This window comes from Coleofasciculus sp. E1-EBD-02, from assembly GCF_040218245.1.
GTDB lineage: Bacteria > Cyanobacteriota > Cyanobacteriia > Cyanobacteriales > Coleofasciculaceae > Coleofasciculus.
In genome coordinates, this window is record NZ_JAVJQN010000100.1 from 1 (window position 1) to 23,252 (window position 23,252).

Genomic DNA, 23,252 nt, shown 5'->3' on the forward strand with positions numbered 1-23,252 from the left:
CTACTCAATGGTTTACTATGACCAAATGTAGCACAGGTATCCTCAAGTAGCGCTATCTCCTAAAATAATGCTAATCTTAAACTGAGCCTATACTACAAAACCATACTACATTAGCAGTGTGGGGATTCACCTTAAGTTGACACCAATCAGCCCTCACCCCCAGCCCCTCTCCCAAGCCTAGGAGAGGGGAGTCAGAAGGGAGTAGGAAGAGAGGGGAGGGATGATAAACGCACAATCACCCGATCCTTGTCGGAGGTGCTGACTACGCGGAACGTAAGGATTGGGTTTGCCAGTGACGCTGTTGAAGCTGGTGCATGTGGTTAAAGAGTTGCCAGCAGTAAGATTCGCTTAGCCCACAAGTAATAGCCCCACGCAGCACAACATTAAAATACCAATCGTTTGGTGCTAATTCTTCGGCTAATTTTTCCACAACCACATAAGTCCGGACATTGTGATAGATTCGTCCTTGACAAGACACTTCTGCGGTTTCTCGTCGATAGCCACCACGGGGTACTTCTTCCCGGTGATCAAGAGGATCACTAAATCGCTCAGGTAAGCGGTATAAGACGCCTTCAACCATTGCGTTTACATCGGGGACGATATCTAGTACACCACAGTTACGCCGTGCTGATTTGCGGTTAAATCCCAGTCTATATCCTTTGAGAACGGCTGAACCTAGGACGAAAGCATGAGTACTTTCACCTAGCGATCGCTTTAAATCAACCGGACACATACAGGAGCCATAGGCAAAGTAGTAAAAGGTTGGCTCAGTCTGGGGGAACTGTAGCACATTAGCTACGGGTGAAGACGGTTCAAGAGACGGTGAGGGTGAATCTTGGCGATCGCGCGGCTGAGTTGTCATCGCTGGCTAAAGACTACAATACTAAACGGCAAAGGTAATATATTTTCAACGAAGTCAGGAGAACGAACTGTAGCCGATTTTTCAGTTACGGGTTTGGGGTAGTAGAGACTTAGCATACTACGTCTGGGAAGCTGGGACAGAATTTCCCGTTTGCCTAATCCCCCGATAAATCAGGAATTATAACATTTTTTACATTGGCTAGTACAGTATTTAGACTTGCCAATGTTAACTGTTTGTTGACGGGTTTATGAGAACAGCCGATAATTGCACTCAACCCGTCTGGCTAATCTCTGGGTTACATCAATAATGATAGACAGCCTTTAAAGTTACACGAAGAAAGCAATAACAATTTCTGAGGATGAAACAAGGACAGGTGTCGATTCGTCAAAAGAGTTACCCTCAACTGGCGAGAAGCATCACCTCTAAATCTTTGGATGAGGTATTTGCACAGCTAGACTGAATTCCCGATGAATCGCCAGTAGTATAATACAAAGGTCTGAGGTTGAAAGACTTCTCGGATCTGCCCGACACTTATGGCTGATAAATAAACTGATGAAGTCCTGCTTATTTGATATGGTTAACCTGAAGCGGCGTCTAGGCATAGCGCTGATACTGCCAATTAGCCTGATGGGAGCGATCGCGCTTCCGACTCCCCTCAAAGATGCCCAAGCCCAAACGGGTGATGGACGTGCCATCACGGTTCGGGCAGATGTTCAAGAAGCGAATTCCCAAACGGGTGTTGTCACAGCGCGGGGGAATGTACAAATTGATTATCCGGCTCGCCAAATTCAAGCAACGGCGGCTCAAGCCCAATATTTTAGTCGAGAACGGCGCATTGTTCTCACGGGGAATGCTTACGTTTTGCAACAAGGCAATAGTCTGCGCGGTGAAACGATTACCTATTTAATTGATGAAGGGCGCTTTGTTGCTCTACCCAAAACTGAACAACAGGTTGAATCGATCTACATTGTGTCTGATCCAGAAGCTCCAACTCAACCTGTCGCGCCGCCTGTAACTCCTCCCTTTAATCCAAAACCTGTGTTCAAAACTCCAGTGAGTGATCCATAATTGTTATTTGTCATTTGTTAGGGAACAGGGAACAGGGAACAGGGAACAGGGAACAGGGAACAAACCAACTCCACACTCAGTCGGGGCGGGTTTAGTTTCATCTGGGTGAAAAGAAAACGATAGTCGTGAAACCCGCCCCTACAGATGTGCCATGGCACGTCTGTACACATTACACAACTCTCCAACTGAGGTAGCTATTCTTGAAAATCGTTTTAGAGAATATTCATAAATCCTATAACAAAAAGTCTATCGTTAACCGCGTCAATCTATCGGTGGCACAAGGGGAAGTTGTGGGGCTGCTAGGTCCAAATGGTGCGGGAAAAACGACCACATTTTACATTGCTATTGGTCTAGAAAAACCAAATCAAGGCACAGTATGGTTAGATGATAATGACATCACTAAGCAACCGATGCACCAGCGGGCGCGTTTTGGGATTGGCTATTTGGCACAAGAACCCAGTATATTTCGTAATCTGACCGTTCGGGATAATCTTCGACTGGTGTTAGAGCAAACGGGTGTACCCCGTCAAGAATGGCGCTGGAGGTTACGAACGTTGATCGAAGAGTTTGGCTTGGAAAAAGCAGCGAATACGATTGGGAGGCGGGTTTCTGGGGGTGAACGCCGTCGCACAGAATTGGCAAGGGCGTTAGCTTCAGGCGTAGAAGGACCCAAGTTTTTATTCTTGGATGAACCTTTTGCTGGGGTTGATCCGATTGCGGTGTCTGAGATCCAGAAAATCATCGCCCGGTTGCGCGATCGCGAAATTGGCGTTTTAATTACGGATCATAATGTTCGCGAAACCTTAGCCATCACTGATCGCGCCTATATCATGCGAGATGGGCAAATTCTGGCATCGGGTAGTGCTGAAGAACTTTACAACAACCCCTTGGTGCGACAATATTACTTAGGTGATGAGTTTCAAAAATAATCCTGGCTGTTTCTAAATGTTCCGTAAATAGCCCTCAAACCCATACATAAACAAATGACGAATGACAAATGACAAATGACAAATGACAAATGACAAATGACGAATGACGAATGACGAATGACAAATGACGAATGACGAATGACGAATGACGATCCGTAAATCTCTACCTCTTTTCTCATTTATTCCTGGCGTATCGGTGATGGATCGTTATATTATCACCGAACTCATTCCCCCATTTTTATTTGGTATGGGAATGTTTTCCTCAGTGGGGGTAACGATTGGTAGCTTATTTGACTTGATGCGGAGAGCGGTGGATGAAGGACTACCCGCCACATTGGTGCTGAAAGTGCTGCTGTTGAGTTTACCTCAGTTCATGGCGTATGCTTTTCCTACATCTGTCCTGTTAGCCACCTTATTGACTTACAGCCGTCTGTCTAGCGACAGTGAACTAATCGCGTTGCGAAGCTGCGGGGTGAGTATTTATCGCCTAGTGCTACCTGCGTTATTAATGAGTTTGATTGTTACTGGCATTACCTTTGGATTTAATGAATACGTAGTCCCCGCCTCTAACTATCAAGCCACGTTAACCTTAGAAAAGGCATTAGGAGAGGAAAAACCCACCTTCAAAGAGCGCAATATCTTCTATCGAGAATATGGGGAGGATAAGACACTCAAGCGCTTATTCTACGCTCAAAATTTTGATGGTGAGCGGATGAAGGGCTTAACCATTCTCGACTGGTCTCAGCAAGGTCTTAACCAAATTGTCACCGCTAATTCCGCAATATGGAATATAGCGCAAAGCACTTGGGATTTCTATAACGGTACGATTTATTTAGTGTCACCGGATGCCTCCTACCGTAACATCGTGCGGTTTGAACACCAACAACTACAATTACCTCGCATTCCCTTGGATTTGGCGAGAAAAGACCGCGATTACGATGAAATGAACATCACTCAAGCCAGAGAACGCCTAGAGTTAGAGCGCCAGAGTGGGGATGAGGAGGACATTCGCAAACTCAAAATCCGCATCAGTCAAAAATTTGCCTTACCCTTTGCTTGCGTTGTTTTTGGCTTAGTTGGGGGATCATTAGGCAATCAACCTCAGCGTACCAGTAAAGCGACAGGCTTTGGGATTAGCGTGTTAGTGATTTTCGCGTATTATATGCTAATGGCGATCGGAGATGCTCTAGGATTAAGTAATTACCTCCCCCCCTTAATCTCGGCGTGGTTGCCCAATCTGATGGGGTTTGCGGTTGGCGGATTTTTATTAATTCGAGCCGCCCGATAGCAAGAGGAGGCGATTGAAATCGCAGCTACACAAACAAAGTCCGCCTGCGCGGACTGGGTTATAACCGGGGTAGCGTTCCCCGAATTTGGTATTGTAAAGTATGACTCTTTGAACCCGTTTCAACGGGTTTCAGCTTTTAGCCCCAACTTTAGTTGAGGGCTTAAGTCAGCTTACTCAACCGAACAGCATGGTGGTATAACCTGTCCGAACGGGTGAGTCGCAGAGTCTATCAGATTAGATATAATTAGTGGGTTGCACTCCAGAACCAACCGCTTACTCAGAAAAAATCAATACTTTAAATTATTTCTGTAACAAAAGTTACATTATCCGACTTATTCTGACTCGGTTCGTTCAATTTTTGTCAAATCATACTTCCAGCTTGCGCTATGTCATCTCCTAATCAAGTGCCTGCGTATCTGCGCTATTTAAAAGCCCGACTTCAACCCTTAAGGCAACCCAAATTTTGGCTATCAGTCATGGGCTTTGGCTTAATCGTGCTGTTTGTCTGGGAATTTTGGCAGAATCCCAATTGGTTGAGTTTTTTGGAAGAAGACCCAATCCGCGAGCAATTTGAGAACTCAACCGATGAGACAACGCTTTCGGCTGAAGAACTTGCCGCTAACATGGCAGATATTGACAGTTCGGCAGTCCTCATTGAGGAATTTGACCAACAGAATGCTCTAGCGTTGGCTAATCTACCCAACCAGAAGCCCGGAGACAAAAAAAATTCCTTGACCGCATCGGCACCCGAACCGCCGTCAACCTCTACTCCCTCAATCCTAAATAGCGCTGCTGAGTCAAAACCAAGCTCTAGCAATCCCTTCGCCAAAGCCTCACAAGACTTTCTCATGGGGGATATTTTATCGGGTAAGGGACTCTTTCCTGACCCGAATATGTTAAGTTCTGAGCCTTCGTCGTCAAACTCAGAAACGACTGATGCGAATGCTTTCCAAGAATTGACTGAAGCGTCAGAAACTGAGGCGTCTCAAACGAGCAATCAAAATTCTGAGCAACTGACTCAACGTTCTGATACAAGTCCAAGTCAAACCGTGCCAACCTCTAGAACGAGAGAACAAACCCGAGTTCCAGCACGAACTGCGCCAAGGACAACAACCAACCGTGGGATGATACAGCCTAGCTATCCTCCAGCTTCTGTACCGACAGTCTCTGGTTACAATGGTGCCGGACAGCCCACCTATCCAACAGGAGTGGCACCGAATGCATCAGTTTACAACGGTGCTGGACAGCCCATGTATCCCTCAGTTCCTGCCCCTCCAGTCCCAGCAACGGGTATCACCACCTCTCCGGTGATGCCTACAGCACCTGCTAACTCCGCTAATGTTGGACAATATCCGATTCAACCCAATAACGTTCCTAGCGCCGGAAATAATCCGACACCCATTACACCGGGGTTACAACCGAGTCAGCTTAACGGCTCACAATTAAATGCTCCCCGTTAGGGAGAGAAGGTTATTGGTTGATCCGTTCATTTTGTTCCATTACCCGCCCCTAGGTTAGATTTTTTGCCACGATATTAGATGGGTAGATTAACCGGAAACCAGATAATAAAACCTACCCTGTTTTCCCGCGCGATCGCACCTTCTAAATGTACATCCCAAACATGTAGGGGCGGGTTTAGGAATTAAATTAGGAGACCAATCTCAAATTGGACAACGAAACCCGCCCTGCCCCCAATCTCAAGACTACGATGGTGATAATAGGGCACGGCATTGCCGTGCCCCTACCACAACGGAAGGGATAATTGATTGGGTAGGGGCACGATACCATCCATTGGTGTCAACTTAAGGTGAAAACCAATGCTGGCAAGGTTTTAAGCTGTGTCTATCTACCTACTCCTCGATATTTTCCCCCTCATCCCCTAACCCCTTCTCCCTCCGTGGGGAGAAGGGGAACCGGATTCTCTTGCTCCCCTCTCCCCGGCGTGGGAGAGGGGCTGGGGGAGAGGGGTTGAGCTTAAGTTGACAAGGATAGATACCATCGTGCCCCGCCTGATAGAGCTAGAAGTGTTTAATAATTGCGTCCGCAAATTCAGAACACTTCAACGGTGACTCAACCCGTGGTGTCATCATTCGGGCTAAGTCATAAGTTACTTCCCGATTAGAAATAGCACCGCCAATTCCCCGTGTAATTAAATCAGCCGCTTCTTGCCATCCCATATATTCCAACATCATCACCGCCGATAGGATGAGTGAACCGGGATTAATTCGGTCTAAACCCGCGTGCTTGGGTGCTGTGCCGTGGGTGGCTTCAAAAATGGCACAGGTGTCACCAATATTAGCACCGGGTCCCATGCCTAAACCCCCCACTAGGGCAGCCGCCGCGTCGGACAAATAATCCCCATTCAGGTTCATCGTCGCCAGAATCGAGTATTCATCCGGGCGAGTCTGGATTTGTTGGAAAATACTGTCCGCAATCCGGTCATTGACCATGACTTTTTCTTTCCACTGACCATTGCCGTGGGTGTCCCAGATGGCATTGAGAACACTTTCGACTTCTGCCGTCGCTTCAGCCCGCTTTTCCGGTGTCAGAGCATCGTAACCGGGTTCAACCTTACGGGCATTGTCTTCGAGGCTGATATCCGGGTTATGTTCTTTATTGCTCAATATCCACGATTCGCGTTCGGTAACACATTGCGCCCGGAATTCTGTGGTCGCTAGTTCATACCCCCAGTCTCGAAATGCACCTTCGGTGTATTTCATAATATTACCCTTATGCACCAAGGTAACCATTTGCTTGGCTTTAGGTAAGCTTAAGGCGCGTTCAATGGCGCGACGAACCAGACGTTGAGTACCGGTTTTACTGATAGGTTTAATCCCAATCCCTGAGTCAAGGCGAATCTGCTTTGTGCCATGTTCTGGTGTTGCTGGAATCAAATCCTGATTGAGCATCGAAATCAGTTTGTCGGCAATTTCGGTTCCCTGACGCCACTCAATTCCCAGGTAGATGTCTTCTGTGTTTTCCCGGTAGATAATCAAATCTAGTTTCTCGGGTTCTTTGTGGGGCGAGGGTGTCCCTGGGTAATATTTGCAGGGACGCACGCAGGCATAGAGGTCATTAATTTGGCGTAAGGCGACGTTGAGAGAACGAATACCTCCGCCGATTGGTGTGGTTAAGGGTCCCTTAATTGCAACGCCGTATTCTTTAATCGCGGTTAGGGTGTCTTCCGGTAAATATTGATACGTGCCGTACTTGTCGCAGGCTTCATCCCCGGCATAAATTTTAAACCAGGTAATGTTCCGCTTCCCACCATACGCCGTTTGCACCGCCGCATCAATAACCTTTTGGGTGGCGGGCCAAATATCGACCCCTGTGCCATCTCCCCGAATGAAGGGAATAATCGGATCATCAGGAACAATGGGTTTCCCATCCTCGAAGGTAATGCGAGACCCTGTATCTGGAGGTGTGATTTTTTCGTACATAAAACTCTTTGGCTAAGGTTAAAATCAGCATCACGATTATTGATGCTCCGAAAAAGTTACCAGATCTCTTGGCTGCTGGGAACTTTATTAAGTTTTTTTGCAGATTGCTGTCGAATGAGAACGAAAATAGCCAGAAATTGGTAACAAATATAACGGACGTTTCATGAATTACCCATTACTCATTATCCCTTAGAAAAAGCACAGCTTCAGTTGCTGACCAAACTTATGAAGGACGGAGGAATCTCCCCAAAAAAGTATCCAATACTACAAAATATAGGTTAATATTTCTCTTTTACTGCCCTGCCCACCCTAGCGCCATGGCACGTTTCTACATTGCTCCCCCAGCTCCCCCAGCTTCCCCAGCTCCCCCAGCTTCCCCAGCTCCCCCAGCTCCCCTGCTCTTGAGCGGTACAGCGACAAGCTTGGACTCGATAGTCTAGCGCTTAGACACTCGCTGAACTCAACTATTATGCTGGAATAAAGCATCTGTGTTGGCTATCGTGGCGCATTCTGTTACTCGATAGAGCCTAGCTCGGCGTTAACCCGACTGTGTGATGGGGTAGCTGATGACAGAGGGTTGGTTCATCTGTCCTCCAGTTGGCTTGTCGTTCAATGTTTGTGGCAATACGCTACTGAAGTCGCTAGGCTATTACCAACACTGAGTTTTTTGCTACTGATTCCTGCTCCTGTCCGGATGCTTCTTGCCCAAGGAAGGACGTTCTGAGGGAAAGCGTCTCACCTACCCTAACCTTCAACCTTTTGATCCATGACTGACGACCAACGATGAAAAAAATTTTAGTGGTTGATGATGATAGAACATTACGCATTACTCTGACACGCGCCCTGGAAAATATGGGATATCAGGTTCAACAGGTGAGTTCTGGGGCAGAAGCTTTGGAGGCTTGTGTCAAAAATCCACCCGACTTGGTGGTTTCTGATGTGATGATGCCAGAGATGGATGGAATAGAATTTTGCCGTCGTCTGCGGGCGACTCCCTCTGGTCAACTGATGCCGTTTATTTTTCTATCGGGCAAAGGAGAACTAGAAGACCGGATTCAGGGTCATTCAATCGGAGCGGATGATTATCTGATTAAGCCCGTTAATCCGAGAGAATTAGCGGCTAAAATCGAGGCTCAGCTAGAGAGAACCCGTCGCATCCATGCTCTGATTGTTCAGTTGATGCAGCTTAATGCCAGTTCTGCTGTCACAGAGTTAGCGAACCAAGCTAAAACCGCTCAAGCGACCGAGGTTTCAGCACCCCAGGAAGAAGAAACTGTCACCCCTACGCCTTTACCGTTGACACCTGCAGAAGAACGAGTGTTTTGGGAAGTGATTCAAGGATTAACGAATAAACAAATCAGCAATCGCTTGTTTATTAGTCCACGTACTGTTCAAACTCACCTGAGTAGTATTCTTAATAAGTTAAAGCTGGGGAACCGCGCTCAGCTTATTCGTTTTGCCTATGAAAATGGTTATCAACCTCCGAGTAATGGGTAGGAAGCTGGGGAAGCTGGGGGAGCTGGGGAAGCTGGGGAAGCTGGGGAAGCTGGGGAAGCTGGGGAAGCTGGGGAAGCTGGGGAAGCTGGGGGAGCTGGGGAAGCTGGGGAAGCTGGGGGAGATTGGGGAGCGGTTTCTAGACCAACGTTCTAAAGTAATTTTGTCAATTTTAGAGTCTAAGGCGTTCAAGCGAGCCACTTTGCCTCGACAATAGGATTAGTTGCCGCAACTTCAAACACGTCGCTTCATGATAGACCAAACGACTGCCTCCGTACCCGAAACCTCTAATCAGCTTGCCGAGTTGAGTAGCCAACTCGGGTCGAGTTCTGAGAAAAAACAACTTCAGCTCATTCCCGAACTGGTGAATCAGGGGGATGCTGGTTTAGATGTTTTGATGGACTTTCTGCAAGCGCAATCCTCAACCCCTCCCAGTCTCAGTTCCGGTTTGGCATACCAAGCCCTTTATCAGGCAAAGACTGCCAAAACTGAGGAGTTCCTACAAAATCATTTTCCGACAGGGATTGTTCCCCTGTTGTCTGAACGGGATATTGACTACGCTCCTCTACAACAGTTACTTGCCGAGCAAGAGTTTCAGGCAGCGGATAGGTTGACATTAGAGAAACTTTGTGAGTTGGCTGGGTCTGCTGCTGTACAGCGCAAATGGTTGTACTTTTCCGAAGTGGAGAAGTTCCCGATTCCCGATTTACAGACGATTAATAGCCTGTGGGTGATTCACTCGCAAGGTAAATTTGGATTTTCTGTGCAGCGGGAACTTTGGCTTGCTGTGGGTAAAAACTGGGAAAAACTGTGGCCCAAAATTGGCTGGAAGTCCGGGAATAGCTGGACGCGATACCCCAATGAGTTTACCTGGGATCTCAGCGCCCCCAAAGGTCATCTGCCGCTTTCTAATCAGCTACGCGGTGTCCGGGTGATTGCCACTTTGCTGTCTCATCCAGCGTGGTTAAGTTAAATTTGGTCATTTGTCATTTGTCATTTGTCATTTGTCATTTGTCATTTGTGATAATTGAACGGCTAGGTCGGGGCGGGTTTATTTACATTCGGGTGACCACAAATGATAGTGGTGAAACCCGCCCCTACAGGTTTCTCATCTCCCTCAATTGACGATCGCGGATTGGGGTTCAATTCTTCCCGACACCCGACACCCGACACCCCACACCCCACACCCCATACCCCACACCCGACCCCCTAATCAGGGTAGCCAGTGGGGGAGAAATCCTGGTAATAATGGCTCAGGTTGTAGTTGTACGGGTGTTTCTGAGGTTATCGATTCATCTAAGGGCAATAGCCAAAGACGCCCAGTTGCGATCGCTTGTCCTTCGTCGTTCCTTAAACTATCAATGGCTGAGGCGGGTCGGGTGGCGACCTGATCGAATAATAAGGCTAAACCATCGGGGGATAAACTCAGTTGAATATCACGCTGTTCCGGTAACACCACTAAGGGTTTGACCAAAGTCTCCTCACTATCGGGTTCGGCGTCGAGATTAACGGCGGCGATAAAGGGTTCCTCGCGATACTCTTCCCCCTGAATCAGTTGGGTTAACAGGCAATAGAGGGTTTCCTCATTTGGGGCGAACTCACAGTTGATAATCGAACCCGTTGTTCGCAGGAGTTCTTCCTCAGTTCCCTGATTATTCACCAAAAACAGCGATCGCGTATAGTCGGTATTAAATTTCACCATTGTCGCTGCTGCACCATCGCTGGCAAAGCTGAGAACTTGACCAAATTTGGGCAGAAAGTCTAGCGGTTCGGCGTCGGCGTTTAAGGGCAAAATCGCCACCCCTTGCCCTTGCGCTACAGCTAATGAGGCACTATCTGGGGCGATTAAAAATTCCCCACCGGGCTGATTTTCTAAGGGTTGGGGTTCGCCATCAGTAGGGATCATCCACAGACCAAAGTCAGCAGGATCGTCTCGATTCACTCGCTGTACCACAATGATTTGCCCGTCTCTGGATAGGTCAAATTGCAGATTTTGATAGTTTTCGCTATCTAACACCAAATCCAGCTTCCCAGGGGTTTGCTGAGCCGGAGAACGCTGATCTGGAGAGGGAAACGACAGTCCTGTGGTTACGGTGTAGAGTTGTGCCGTGAGTAACCCCTTTGCCTGATTTTGGCGATCATTGGCAGAAAATAAAATGCGATCGCTCCCAGGATAGGGCTGAAAGTCCAGTACCACCAGATCAGCAGGTGTCAGCAGCGTTTTTTGCTGTTGGGTGAGATTATAGAGGATTAACCGCCCCTGTTCCTCTCCTTCGACGCCAATATAAGCAAAAGCGCGATCGCGACTGTGAAAGGTTGCCTGAAACGGTTCCATAACTGTACCTGTTTCTTCAACCCCTGGTATTTTCTCCTTTGCCCCCTGAAGCTGAACCTGATAGTCATTACCATAGGGAATCGGCGAAAGCAACGTATACGCCATTTTCCGCCCCGCCCAGCTAATCTTGCCCTCGATTGGCGGTACATCTGAGGGACTCACCTCACCCTCTGGCAAAACTGGCGTGATTTTGAGATTTGCTTTTACGCTGGCGTGGTTCATCGGACGGCTAAAGGTTAGAATAAACGCCGTATCCTCAGCACTGATGTATTTGTCCTGCCAACTGAAATCCCTAACTCTAGGTCGAGTGGTATCGCCTGTCAATAGCACGATGCCAATTAACAGACTTAGCACTACCATGATTATCAAAGCCAGACGGTCAATGGGTTGGAGAAATTTTTTAGATAGTACGGTTGGAGCTGACATTTCAACGATCAAAGTTGGCATTTAGATTCTAGTCTAGATCCGCCTCCAGACAGTAACCATATAGGGTGCAGGCTTTCTCTACTAACCCTTGTCCGGATAAAACAGAGTATTGTTACCGAATCTTTATATTCAATAAACGGTATGGTGATTTTTCTGTAAAGTTCTGTAAATTCATCCTTTGGGTGTATTGAATCTATTGTGAGGCGTTTTTAAATTAAGGAGAATACGCCTCGACCCCTGCATATATTACACGTTGCTGACTTACTGCCATGATTTCCGACCTCCATCAACCCTCAACGGGTCATCTTTTCGGCGCCAATACCTTCAATAAAATAGCTCAGGAGCCACTTTGCTTAGATGAGCGTATCCTTGGTGCGGCAAGCTGTGGCATTGTCCTCAGTGATGCTTGCCAACCGGATTTGCCAATTGTCTATTGCAATCCCGCCTTCGAGAAAATTACCGGCTATTCCCGTCAAGAGGTGGTTGGACGCAATTGCCGCTTCCTCCAAGGCGCTGATACTGATCCGCAGGTAGTTAACCAAATCCGTCAGGCTCTACGAACTGAGCAAGAGGTAAAGGTCGTCCTTAAGAATTATCGCAAAGATGGAACCCCTTTTTGGAATGAGCTAGCGATCTCACCGATTCGAGACGCCAAGGGGCGCGTAATCTATTTTGTTGGCGTCCAGACTGATATTACATTTCGTAAGCAAGCCCAAGAGGAACTCCGAGTTAGTCATGCTTTATTGAAGGCACAACAAGAGGCTGATCCTGATGGCGTCATTGTAATTGCTCCCAATGGTCAAATCATTAATCACAATTCTCGCTTTTGCCAAATGTGGCAGGTTCCTGATGACATGATAAAATCCTCCGATAAAGAGGAATTTTTAGAATGTGTGTTGCCCTTAATTGCTGAACCGCTAAAAGTGTTTAGTAAAGTCGAATATCTGGAACAGCATCCGCCACTAACTCATAAGGATGAAATTCAGCTAACTGATGGACGAATTTTCGAGCTTTATTCCACGCCAGCTTTATCGGCTACAGGAACGTGCTACGGCAGAATTTGGTCATTCCGTGACATTACCCAAAACAAACGAACTGAACAGCAATTAAAGCAACAAGCCAAGCAAGAGCGGCTTTTGAGCTGTATAAATCAGCGAATTAACCAATCCTTGAATCTGAATGAAGTCCTGAATACAGCCGTAGAAGAGGTGCGAAAATTTATAAAGTGCGATCGCACTCTGATTTATCGGTTTGACCCAGATTGGTCAGGAACAATTGATGTGGAGTCAGTTGGCAGTGGGTGGAGGAAGATTGTTGGCACAACCATTGAGGACAATTTTTTTAAGAATCCTGAAGTGACATCGCTTCTCTACCAAGACGGTTATATTCGAGTCATTGACGATATCTACAACGCCAATTTAAGCCCCTGTCACATTGAATTACTCGAAGATCTTCAGGTTCGGGCTAGCCTAATAGCCCCTATTTTACAAGGTAAAAAGCTCTGGGGATTGCTGGTTGTCCATCACTGTTCGGGAGTGCGACAATGGCAGCAACAAGAAATTGAATGTGTGCGAAAACTTAGTATTCAGTTAAGCATGGCAATTCAGCAAGCGGCATTGTTTGAGCAAGTCTCGGCTGAACTCAAGGAACGCCAAGCCGCTGAAGCCGCCTTGCGAGAGTCGGAAACAAACTTGAAGGAGAAAGCCACCCAGCTTGAAAAAACTCTGCGTGAACTTAAACAGACTCAACTTAAACTGATTCAAAATGAAAAAATGTCGAGTTTGGGACAGTTAGTGGCAGGGATTGCTCATGAAATTAATAATCCGATTACGTTTATCTCTGGGAATATTGATCATGCTAATCAATATGCTCAAGATTTATTGGAGTTAGTCCAACTCTATGAGCAGCACAATCCTCAACCTGTACCGGAAATTGAAACCTTAATTGAAGACATTGATATCGACTTTCTCCGAGAAGATTTTCCCAAACTTCTGAGTTCCATGCAATTCGGAGTTAACCGTCTGGAAACGTTAGTTGGCAGCCTAAAGAATTTCTCGCGCCTGGATGAAGCTGAACGCAAAGGCATGGATGTTAAACAAGGGATGGAGAATACGCTGTTAATTTTGCAGCACCGCTTAAAGCCGGAAGCCTCTAATATCCAAGTTGTCAAAGATTATGGCAAGCTGCCGCCTGTAGACTGTTATCCCGGACAACTCAATCAAGTCTTTATGAATTTGCTGAATAATGCTATTGATTCCCTCGAATCAAGGGAGGAACAACCGGAAAAGAAAAAGAGTGCGGCATCTAGGAAACTCTCTTTTCCTTATTCTGCTCCTACGCCAACGATATGGATTCGGACTGAATTATCGGAGCGCAATTCTGTATTGATTCACATTGCTGATAATGGTTGTGGCATTCCTGAACAAATCAAGGAACAAATTTTCGACCCATTTTTTACCACAAAACCTGTAGGAGAAGGAACAGGGTTAGGATTATCGATTAGCTATCAAATTGTCGTAGACAAACATGGGGGAAATTTACATTGCTTGTCCGCACCCGGATGCGGTACAGAGTTTGTGGTGGAAATTCCCTTATTTTGACATCCTCACCGCCCTACAAGGACGGTGATTCCCTACCAGTCGAACAGCTTTAACTGCACGTACTCTCGGTGGGGTAAGTGTTAGTCGCCGGAGTTGTGAGATTTTACGGTTAAATTGGGCGCAAGCCTTCCTTGGTGTCAACTTAACCGAATCTCATCCAATAATTTGCTCAATCATCCGATTGGCTTGCGATCCATACCCACCACCAAAGAGATTGAAGTGATTGATGATATGGTACAAGTTGTACAAGGTTTTGCGCTGCTTATACCCCGAATCTAACTGCCACACTTGGTTATACCCCCGATAGAACGCCGCCGGAAAGCCACCAAACAATTCTGTCATGGCAATATCCGCTTCGCGATCGCCCACATACGTCGCCGGATCTAACAGTACGGGTTCCCCTGATGTGGTAACAGCCGCATTTCCCCCCCACAAATCCCCGTGAATCAAAGAGGGTTTGGGTTGATGATCCAACAATTCAGGAACTTTTGCCAGTAATTGATCTTGCCCCGAAAAATGTCCCCCGCGACGCCGTGCTAGTTTGAATTGATATCCTAATCGATGTTCGGCAAAGAATTCTGCCCAATCGTCCATCCAATCGTTAATCTGTGGCGTTGAACCAATGGTGTTGTTTTGATTCCAACCAAATCGCCCGTCTTTGTCTTGAGGCGGAGTCGCCTGATGCATCGCTGCTAGCTGGCGTCCCATTTCTACCCAGGATTCACTATTCCCACCGCCAAATTCCAGCCACTCTAGGACAATATACGCCGAATTTCCAGCGACACCATAGACGATGGGTTGCGGAACTCGAATCGTATGGGTATCTAGCATTTGCTTTAATCCCAACGCCTCTGCTTCAAACATACTGACTTGAGAGGCTTGGTTAGTCTTGACAAAATAGGTAGCATCGTCACCGATTAACGCACAACCCTGATTAATGCAGCCGCCACTCACCGAACGGCGGTTCACGACTTCAAAGGGTTTGCCTGTGACTTGGCTAATCTGGGCAGCTATCTCTGTCCACATCGTTGACATTGGTATTTTGGCGGCAGACTTCCAACGCCAGTTTATCAGAAAGGAGGATCGACGTTGACTTCTTTTTCCGTGGAGCCTTCTATCCTCTGCCCTGGAACCTTCTGCCTTTCCCCGTGATCCCTGAGACAATTATTGACTATCTTTTGAGGAATAGTCAGAACAATTGGCAGCTTCTTCCGTTAATACCGTACATGGATTTACAGCGCATTTCAGATAGGGATCATTTTTAAAATATTTACAATTTAAACAAGGAACCTGATGTAATCCTTTGATGGGCTTTAATCGATTCCGGAATGATTTTAATACATTTGACCGTACTAAAATTAAGACCACCCAAGCCATTACCATAAAGCTTAGGGGCATCAGTAATAAGCCTCCGTTTTCCTCAAAAGATGACGGATTGCCTTTTGGTGAATTTGTCGAAAATGGATAGTGTGATGGTTGTTCTGTATTAATATTTTGCCGGAAGCTTAAATTTTGGTTTAAATAAAAATCATCAGCTTGTTTATTCTGCATGTCATCCACCTCAAAGTATTTTTTCATCTACATGAAAAGTACACTGCTCTTTATTCCACCTTTTTTGGCAACTAACCGGATATAAAAATTTTCATGACAATTTTCAATAGTCAGAATTTATCAGACAGAATTGATCAGACAATCTGCTTGTTCAATCAAATCGGCAAGACCCCTAATTCCGGTTCCAGTTAAGTCTAGTACAGTTATAACTCAAAAATTAATCTTAAAATTCTCTCTCAAGTTGTATTATCTAGTTCTCTCTAAGGTTGTAGGCTCTAGACCTTCTGAACGAGAGTTAACCACTAGTATAAGCCGCTTTACCCTGGTTCGTAACCTCTGGGGAAACTCAGCTTCCTTTAGCCGTGGCATTGACAAGCGACAGATCCGCTACAGACGCAACTGCCCAGCCGAATAGGATATATAGCACTACGAGGTACGGAAAGGACATCAGTTAGTCCAACAGGGAACAGGGAACAGGGAACAGGGAACAGTAAATATGGCTCAAATTCCTTTGAGTCAAAGGTTACAAGCATTGTCTAGGTCTTAGTATAGTAGCATTTATTTTTGTCCGACCCCTGAAAATTGGCATAGACACCAGGCTGTGTCCTGATTCTGCCAGTTTACCATCATAGTCTCTATGGCTTGGAACTGCCAAATCCCTTGCCACCCGTTTTTTTGGCGAGCGATCGCAGTCTATCCCGAATCACTTCAGGTTCATCTACGTTATTTTTCAACGCGGCTTTGTAAATTTTTTCTGCCTTGACATAATCCACGGGAAGCTGTATGTTCCTCATTCTAAGACAATACATATCTCCCCAACCGATATATCCCCAGACTGACTGAGGAAATTGATTCACTAAATCTTGAAATAGTTTTTCCCCTTCTTCAATCTTGCCTAAAAAAAAATGGGATTCTGCGTCTGCCCGTTTCATATTCACCAGGATTTCCTCCTCTGTTTCCGGAAATCGTTGGCAAAACTCACGACAGTAGGTAATTCGCTGATGATAATAATCGCTATTTTCTAACGCGGCATTGCCTAGATAAAGTTCTACATCCTGACACCAATTATAAAGTTCAAACGAGTCATCAAAACGCTTTGCTGCTGCTTCAATTGATTTTACATCTGGCTCAAATCTTTGTTTCAGGTGTTCCCAAGCTTCTAACCAGATCGTACAGGCTTTAGCTTCGTCATGGTTATATTCGAGGATATCGTAACCTTGATCAATTAAGTCGTCTAATTTTTCATTACTCATCACATCAGGGGCTAATCGTTCCCAAAGAACGATGGCTGCCATCCAGGGAAAGTCTAAGTCAAAATGTTCCGCTGTAATTGTATATTGTTCTTTCCAGCGTTCAGCAATTTCTATACCCCCGTAAGCATTTTGTACATCTTCCAGAAATTGTTCTGGAGTCATCGGAATGCCAAGATCATGCAATTTTTGGAGAATCTTCTCCGTGGACAATTCTCGGATTTCTTCACAACTCCAATGTTTTTTTCTCATAACAACAAGTTGATTTATTTTTTAGAATATAATTGAGTCAATAATTGCAAATTGTGCTTCCGTTAAATTGAGTAAAGGCAACCTAAACAAATTGAGTAGACATAGTTATTAAGTAATCGGACAAAAGAAAACGGTACTGTATTAAGTGCAAGTAAATCGCCCTCAAACCCTTACTGTTCCCTGTTCCCTGTTCCCTGTTCCCTGTTCCCTGTTCCCTGTTCCCTGTTCCCTGTTCTCTAATCTCAACCGTTAACTTTAATTGTGTCCACCCCCTTAACTTAAACAACGAATAGCTTCTAATAAGCCTCTGGCTTTATTCAGGGTTTCTTCGTATTCTTTTTCCGGGTTAGAATCAGCGACTAAACCAGCACCCGCTTGCACCGATACTGTATGTGTACCAGAGGGATGGGGACGAACGATCATAGTGCGAATCGCGATCGCGCTATTGAGTTGCCCTTCAAAATCATACCAGCCATAGACCCCAGAATAAGCACCCCGCCGTTCCGGTTCCAATTCGTGGATGATTTCCATCGCCCGAATTTTCGGCGCACCACTAACGGTTCCCGCCGGAAAGCAGGCTTTGAGTAACTCCCAAGCTGTTTTGTTCTCAGCCAGTTCTCCCACCACATTACTAACAATGTGCATAACATGGGAATAGCGCTCGACAACCATTAACTCATCAACGGTTACAGTTCCACTGGTACAAACCCGCCCTAAGTCATTACGTCCCAGATCCACCAACATAACGTGTTCAGCAATTTCCTTAGGATCTTGCAGTAAATCTTGCGCCAACGCTTCATCTTCCTGAAGTGTTTCACCGCGACGACGAGTTCCGGCGATGGGACGCAGGGTAGCTTGTAATTTTCCCGTGGGTAATCGGCTGGCTTTCACCATCACTTCCGGACTTGACCCAATTAATTGCCAATCACCAAAATTAAAATACGCCATATAAGGCGAGGGATTAATCAGACGTAGGGAACGGTATAAGGCAAAGGGATCACCCTGATAGTCAGCCGAAAGCCGTTGGGAGAGAACCACTTGGAAGATATCACCCGCACGGATATAGTCTTTGGCTTTTTGGACATTGGCACAAAACTGTTCCTTTTCCGTATTGCTGGTATAGCGTAACGGCTGCTGGGTGGTTCCTGGCGGCGTCCATTCCAAAACCGTATCCTGACTTGATAACGGGAGTTGTAACTTCTGTACTAATGTCTTGACGCGATCGCAGGCTTGCTGATAAGCCGATTCCAAGTCTCCATTCGCCTCCCGTAAATCCGCGTAGGCGATCGCCCAGATTTTCCGCTTCACCTGATCAAAAATAATCAGGTTATCCACCTGCATCCATAATCCATCCGGCAAATCTTGATCCGAGGGGGAGTAAACCGGGACTCGCGGTTCAATCCAGCGAATCAACTCATACCCCCAAAACCCAAATAACCCACCAATTCCGGGTGGCAATTGGGGCAATTTAACCGGATGATAGGGACTAAGGCAATGAGTTAACGCCTCAAAAGGATTCCCCTCAAACTCCGTTACCGTACCATTCCGGTGCGTCTGTGTCGTGCGATCGCCCCGTGCGACCAACACCCATAACGGATCACACCCCAACAAACTATAGCGTCCCACATTTTCTCCCCCTTCCACCGATTCTAGGAGAAAACTATAGGGTTGACCTGCACAGACTTTATACCAAGCCGACACCGGAGTTTCTAAATCTGCCACCCACTCTTGGTAAACGGGTACAAAATTACCCTGTTGAGACAGGGTGCAAAATTGAGAAAACTCAGGTAATATCATAGGCTTCAATTGTATGAATGATGAGGAAGATAGGGGAGATGAGGAAGCGAAGGGTTGGTCAGGGCGGGTTTAGTTACTTATGGGTGAAGCAAGAAACGATAGTAGTGAAACCCGCCCCTACACCGTCAACACTTCCCAAATCACCAAATTGAAGGTTGAGCAGTTCACCGAGATGAACCACCAACCTTCAAACAAATTAACAGACCTGCAACCGATTAACCAGTGCAGCGCCCGTCAGTAACCCATTAACCCGCTATCCTGATTGAGTATTCAGTTGCCTAATACGGGTCAGCGATTAGACTTCGTAAGTCGCCTTTCCGCTGAACTTGAGGGTAACAGGTTCGGGGTTCTTACCGATCTTGCGGTCAATCTTACCGACAAAGGGACGCCCTTCGTTGACTTTCTCTGGGAAGACGCCATCTGCAGGGTGCAGATACTGGATTTCACCACTGGGATAAATCCGGTAAATCTTATAGTCTTCCATTTTGGGCTTAAATTGCGTCCGCAACTGGGTTCCCAACGCCAGACATTGCTCCTTACGAGCCAGATACAGCAGGTTTTCCCCTTCATTCATGATTGCTGCACCACCCGTGGGCATTTCAAAGACTTGCTTTTTAGAGCTAGTCCAAGTGATCGCATATTTTTCTTCCACTTGGGCTTTGGTCAGCAAGCCACCGGTGCTACCGCCAAAGAGGGGAGGTTTGCCAGATAAAGTAGGCTGTCCTGCTTCTGGAGCCTGTTCTTGCATGTTTTCTTCTTCTGCCATAACTGTCTCTCTCAATCGTGTATAAGAAAATAGGGCATTTAGGGAATGCTATCATTCCGTTCCGGTTTATTTTGTCACTTTGTCAAGAACTGTTACAGTTAGTAATGAATTCTTAGTCATAAGTCTTGAGTGATTGGCGATGAAAACCAGTTCCCACGGGGAATCCAGCGAATTTGAGGAATCTGAGAACACTTCTGGGTTAACCTCAGAGCAATACCGCCAGAAAATGCAGCGACGCAAGCAGGTTCAGGAACAACGTCTGGCTCAAGCGTCAAGCGAGAAAGGGTTAATTATTGTAAACACGGGGAATGGCAAGGGGAAGACGACAGCCGCCCTAGGGATGGTTTTGCGATCGCTTGGTCATGGGTATCGGGTTGCGATCGTTCAGTTCATCAAGGGAGCCTGGGAACCCGCAGAGAAGGCGGTGTTTGCGCCGTGGACAGTCGCCGCCAATGGGGAGACACCTCAGTTGGAGTTTCATGCGATGGGTGAGGGGTTTACCTGGGAAACCCAAGATCGGGAACGAGATATCAGTAAAGCCGAAGTCGCCTGGGAAAAAGCGCTGGAGTTTATCCGTAACCCAGAGTTTCGGTTGGTGCTATTGGATGAAGTGAATGTGGCGTTAAAACTGGGATATTTAAATGTTGAGCAGGTATTAGCAGGGTTAGCAGAAAAACCCGCCATGTCTCACGTTATTTTAACCGGACGAGGCGCACCGAAACCCTTAATGGAACAGGCAGATTTAGTCACCGAAATGACACTGGTGAAGCATCCGCTGCGGGAGCAAAATGTTAAAGCGCAACCGGGAATTGAATTTTAATGGATTGCCTTACGCTCGGTTTAACAGTAACAATCTCATCCCCAATTGTAGGGTGCGTTAGCGTAGCGTAACGCACCTTTACTTAAGCGTATTGATTGGGTTGACTAACTGAATAAAAAGCTAAGGTTCCCTTACTACAAACTACTGGCGTGGCACAGCTAAAATTGTGGATTCGATTTGACCATTGAATCGGGCGCAAGTCTTTGCGCCCCTACGGTTTCGGGTCTCCCATTCTAATTCATCAAATAAGGTGTGCCACGCCACTACAAACCCAATTTAAGCAGTCACTTTTTGCTTAGACCACACGCCATTTTCGTCTTCTTCATACTGCTGATGAATGGTTTCCCATGCGGCTTGTTCTGCTTGGATTGGGTCTTGATTCTCATCGTAAACGCTATTGTAGCGCTCGATAAAGGTTTTCTGAGCCGCTTCAGACAGATGCGATCGCACTTCGGGAGATAAATCGCTGGGATCACTGCATTTACCGGGACAGGGGCGAGGTAGGGTCATATCGCTGGTATGGATTTCTTCCCCACCTGCATTTTGCATTAAGAGTTGGTATTCGCCAGATTTTCCGGCGGGAACTTCTACCATCACCAGAAATTCACCCGCTTGCAGTCGGGTTTGGTAAATCGCCGCTTTCTCTTCTGACATTCCTAACGCCGCCAGAACCGAGACTAAACCGGCACCAGCACCACCCGCTAGCGCACCACTGGCTGCGCCTAAGAGTACAGCACTCAGGGGACCGGCTGACACCACAGAACCAACAAAGGGAATGAATAAAACACCCACCCCGGTCAACAGACTTAAGAAGGAACCAAATAACGATCCAAAAATTGCCCCGGTTCTGAGTCCGCCTAAAATAACATCTTTTTTACTGATAAATCCAGCAATTCGGCTTTGAGATTGAAAATTCTTACCCATCACCGAGATATGATCTGAGGGAACGCCGCGATCGACCAGGCGTCGGACTACGGTATCGACTTGATCTTGTTCCTTAAATACCGCAGAAATCGTGCGTTCGGCTCTATAATCATCAGCCATGTAAACCCTCCATAAGTGTCTTCGTGATTGGTTTTGCTAAACTACAAGTTAGGGAATATACCCCGTCTCTTTCATCGCTCTTAGGGTGGATCATGACAGAAGGAAATCCACGGCGATTAAAATCGCTACTACACAAACCAAGTCCGCCTAGGCGGACTGAATTATAACGGGGTAGAGAACCCGGATTTAGTATTAAGCTGAGGTGCATTTGAATTAGGTATTACCCGTTCCCTGTTCCCTTTAATAAAATTGCTGAATTCATTTCACCTTAAATTAATCGCCTGTCTGCTGATGCTAATCGATCATGTTGGACGGGTATTTTTCCCAGAAGCAACGATTATGGTTGCGCTCGGACGGTTGAGCTTTCCTCTCTTTGCTTGGCTAGCGGCACAAGGGGAAAACTATACATCTAATATTTGGAACTATGTCTTTAGGTTAATCCTGCTGGGAGTTATTTCACAACCGATTTATTCTCATGTTTATTCCTTAATTTTCTCAGCAACGCCTCCCCTGAATATCTTGTTCGTGCTGGCGGCTGGCGTGATGGTGATTCGACTCTCGAAACAGGTTAATAATGGTCTGCTGAAGGGCGCGATCGTTTTATTGTTTACCACGATTGCCATAGTCGCTCGTTTCGAGGCAGGATTTTTTACATTGCCACTCGTCTATATAATGTCAAAGTTTCATCCCGGACAGTTTGATTTTAAATGGTGGGTAGTTTATATAGTACCGCATATCCTTTATGTCGCCCTTGGGGGGAGTGTTGTTGAATTGGCTGGCATTATTGCGCCCGTATTTATTTGCCTACACAATGGGGAAGCAGGAATAAAAACGCGATGGTTTTACTTGTTTTATCCGGTTCATCTGGGCGTGATAGCTGGGGTTAAATGGTTTTTAACGATGTATTGAATTAATTAAGACGAAGGATGGGTTTTGTGGGAAAAAATCAGGTCACATTTGAATCTCGTGTAGGGGCGACCCGCTTGCACAAAGTAACACTTGTATCCACTCAATTGAATCGGGTCGCCCTTTACTCAAAGATAATGAAAACCCAATTAGGGCGGAGGGCAGGTTTTGTTGTTCAGTTATTGGTGAGATAGGGCGGGTTTTGTTGTTTACTTATTGGTGACAAGTCGTGTTAGTTCCTAAACCCGCCCCTACAGATCTCCCCATTTTGATCCGGTTGTTGGGGTTAACTAACAGTCCGTAAATATCTAGACAATTAGTGACATAACTAGACATTTTCTATGATATAGTCAGGCAATGTCTAGTTTAACCCCCCAAGAAGCAGCCACTCGACTAGGTGCCACGGTCTTGCACTTTGCACTGA

Annotated in this window: 19 protein-coding genes; 9 read left to right on the plus strand and 10 right to left on the minus strand. The window is 46.3% G+C overall.

Annotated features, from left to right (window positions below; translation table 11 throughout):
* Window positions 1–262: 262 nt before the first annotated feature.
* A complete protein-coding gene (locus RIC07_RS16280) occupies window positions 263–862 on the minus strand; it encodes a gamma-glutamylcyclotransferase (RefSeq protein ID WP_446395449.1) in 600 nt (199 codons plus the stop codon).
* A 552-nt stretch (window positions 863–1,414) separates the two neighbouring features.
* On the opposite strand from RIC07_RS16280, the gene RIC07_RS16285 reads away from it, so the two are divergent.
* Complete coding sequence (locus RIC07_RS16285; RefSeq protein ID WP_446395450.1) at window positions 1,415–1,930, plus strand: LptA/OstA family protein; 516 nt, start codon at window positions 1,415–1,417, stop codon at window positions 1,928–1,930.
* A 17-nt stretch (window positions 1,931–1,947) separates the two neighbouring features.
* Here RIC07_RS16285 and RIC07_RS16290 read toward each other — a convergent pair whose 3' ends face one another.
* Window positions 1,948–2,100 (minus strand): hypothetical protein, encoded by a 153-nt coding sequence (locus RIC07_RS16290; protein WP_446395451.1) that lies wholly within the window; start codon window positions 2,098–2,100, stop codon window positions 1,948–1,950.
* Window positions 2,101–2,130: 30 nt separating this feature from the next.
* Between RIC07_RS16290 and lptB the strand changes: the two genes are divergently transcribed.
* The 3 genes from lptB (at window position 2,131) to RIC07_RS16305 (ending at window position 5,607) form a co-directional block, all read left to right on the plus strand.
* On the plus strand, window positions 2,131–2,859 hold the full coding sequence (gene lptB, locus RIC07_RS16295; RefSeq protein WP_446374673.1) for an LPS export ABC transporter ATP-binding protein: 729 nt from the start codon (window positions 2,131–2,133) through the stop codon (window positions 2,857–2,859).
* Window positions 2,860–3,004: 145 nt separating this feature from the next.
* Complete coding sequence (locus RIC07_RS16300) at window positions 3,005–4,147, plus strand: LptF/LptG family permease (protein ID WP_446395452.1); 1,143 nt, start codon at window positions 3,005–3,007, stop codon at window positions 4,145–4,147.
* 386 nt (window positions 4,148–4,533) lie between these two features.
* On the plus strand, window positions 4,534–5,607 hold the full coding sequence (locus RIC07_RS16305) for a hypothetical protein (protein WP_446395453.1): 1,074 nt from the start codon (window positions 4,534–4,536) through the stop codon (window positions 5,605–5,607).
* A 558-nt stretch (window positions 5,608–6,165) separates the two neighbouring features.
* Here RIC07_RS16305 and RIC07_RS16310 read toward each other — a convergent pair.
* Window positions 6,166–7,587 carry an NADP-dependent isocitrate dehydrogenase gene (locus RIC07_RS16310; RefSeq protein WP_446374681.1) on the minus strand — a complete coding sequence of 474 codons (1,422 nt, stop codon included), beginning with the start codon at window positions 7,585–7,587 and terminating at the stop codon, window positions 6,166–6,168.
* Between the two features lie 783 nt (window positions 7,588–8,370).
* On the opposite strand from RIC07_RS16310, the gene RIC07_RS16315 reads away from it, so the two are divergent.
* Together RIC07_RS16315 and RIC07_RS16320 are read left to right on the plus strand one after the other, a co-directional pair.
* Entirely contained in the window at window positions 8,371–9,084 is a 714-nt protein-coding gene (locus RIC07_RS16315; RefSeq protein ID WP_446374685.1) for a response regulator transcription factor, read from the plus strand.
* A 247-nt stretch (window positions 9,085–9,331) separates the two neighbouring features.
* Window positions 9,332–10,054 (plus strand): GUN4 N-terminal ARM-like repeat domain-containing protein, encoded by a 723-nt coding sequence (locus RIC07_RS16320; protein ID WP_446395454.1) that lies wholly within the window; start codon window positions 9,332–9,334, stop codon window positions 10,052–10,054.
* 240 nt (window positions 10,055–10,294) lie between these two features.
* Here the strand turns inward: RIC07_RS16320 and RIC07_RS16325 are convergent, their stop codons facing one another.
* Window positions 10,295–11,842, minus strand: coding sequence for an Ig-like domain-containing protein (locus RIC07_RS16325; RefSeq protein ID WP_446395455.1), 1,548 nt, complete (start codon window positions 11,840–11,842; stop codon window positions 10,295–10,297).
* A gap of 269 nt (window positions 11,843–12,111) precedes the next feature.
* On the opposite strand from RIC07_RS16325, the gene RIC07_RS16330 reads away from it, so the two are divergent.
* On the plus strand, window positions 12,112–14,442 hold the full coding sequence (locus RIC07_RS16330; protein ID WP_446395456.1) for a PAS domain-containing sensor histidine kinase: 2,331 nt from the start codon (window positions 12,112–12,114) through the stop codon (window positions 14,440–14,442).
* A 153-nt stretch (window positions 14,443–14,595) separates the two neighbouring features.
* Here RIC07_RS16330 and RIC07_RS16335 read toward each other — a convergent pair whose 3' ends face one another.
* From RIC07_RS16335 to psaD, 5 genes are all read right to left on the minus strand, one after another.
* Entirely contained in the window at window positions 14,596–15,468 is an 873-nt protein-coding gene (locus RIC07_RS16335) for a fructosamine kinase family protein (protein WP_446395464.1), read from the minus strand.
* A 138-nt stretch (window positions 15,469–15,606) separates the two neighbouring features.
* Entirely contained in the window at window positions 15,607–15,993 is a 387-nt protein-coding gene (locus tag RIC07_RS16340) for a hypothetical protein (protein WP_446395457.1), read from the minus strand.
* A 635-nt stretch (window positions 15,994–16,628) separates the two neighbouring features.
* Window positions 16,629–17,495, minus strand: coding sequence for a tetratricopeptide repeat protein (locus RIC07_RS16345; RefSeq protein ID WP_446395458.1), 867 nt, complete (start codon window positions 17,493–17,495; stop codon window positions 16,629–16,631).
* A 273-nt stretch (window positions 17,496–17,768) separates the two neighbouring features.
* The gene (gene trpE / locus RIC07_RS16350; RefSeq protein ID WP_446395459.1) at window positions 17,769–19,292 is read right to left on the minus strand and encodes an anthranilate synthase component I; all 1,524 of its coding nucleotides are present in this window, start codon (window positions 19,290–19,292) and stop codon (window positions 17,769–17,771) included.
* Window positions 19,293–19,587: 295 nt separating this feature from the next.
* Window positions 19,588–20,058, minus strand: a complete 471-nt coding sequence (psaD, locus tag RIC07_RS16355; protein ID WP_446395460.1) for a photosystem I reaction center subunit II — start codon at window positions 20,056–20,058, stop codon at window positions 19,588–19,590.
* A gap of 139 nt (window positions 20,059–20,197) precedes the next feature.
* Here psaD and cobO point away from each other — a divergent pair, with 139 nt between their 5' ends.
* Complete coding sequence (gene cobO / locus RIC07_RS16360) at window positions 20,198–20,878, plus strand: cob(I)yrinic acid a,c-diamide adenosyltransferase (protein WP_446395461.1); 681 nt, start codon at window positions 20,198–20,200, stop codon at window positions 20,876–20,878.
* A 276-nt stretch (window positions 20,879–21,154) separates the two neighbouring features.
* On the opposite strand, the gene RIC07_RS16365 is transcribed toward cobO, so the two are convergent.
* On the minus strand, window positions 21,155–21,922 hold the full coding sequence (locus RIC07_RS16365; RefSeq protein WP_446395462.1) for a ChaB family protein: 768 nt from the start codon (window positions 21,920–21,922) through the stop codon (window positions 21,155–21,157).
* 249 nt (window positions 21,923–22,171) lie between these two features.
* Here RIC07_RS16365 and RIC07_RS16370 point away from each other — a divergent pair, with 249 nt between their 5' ends.
* The gene (locus RIC07_RS16370) at window positions 22,172–22,831 is read left to right on the plus strand and encodes a TraX family protein (RefSeq protein WP_446395463.1); all 660 of its coding nucleotides are present in this window, start codon (window positions 22,172–22,174) and stop codon (window positions 22,829–22,831) included.
* Window positions 22,832–23,252 lie beyond the last annotated feature (421 nt).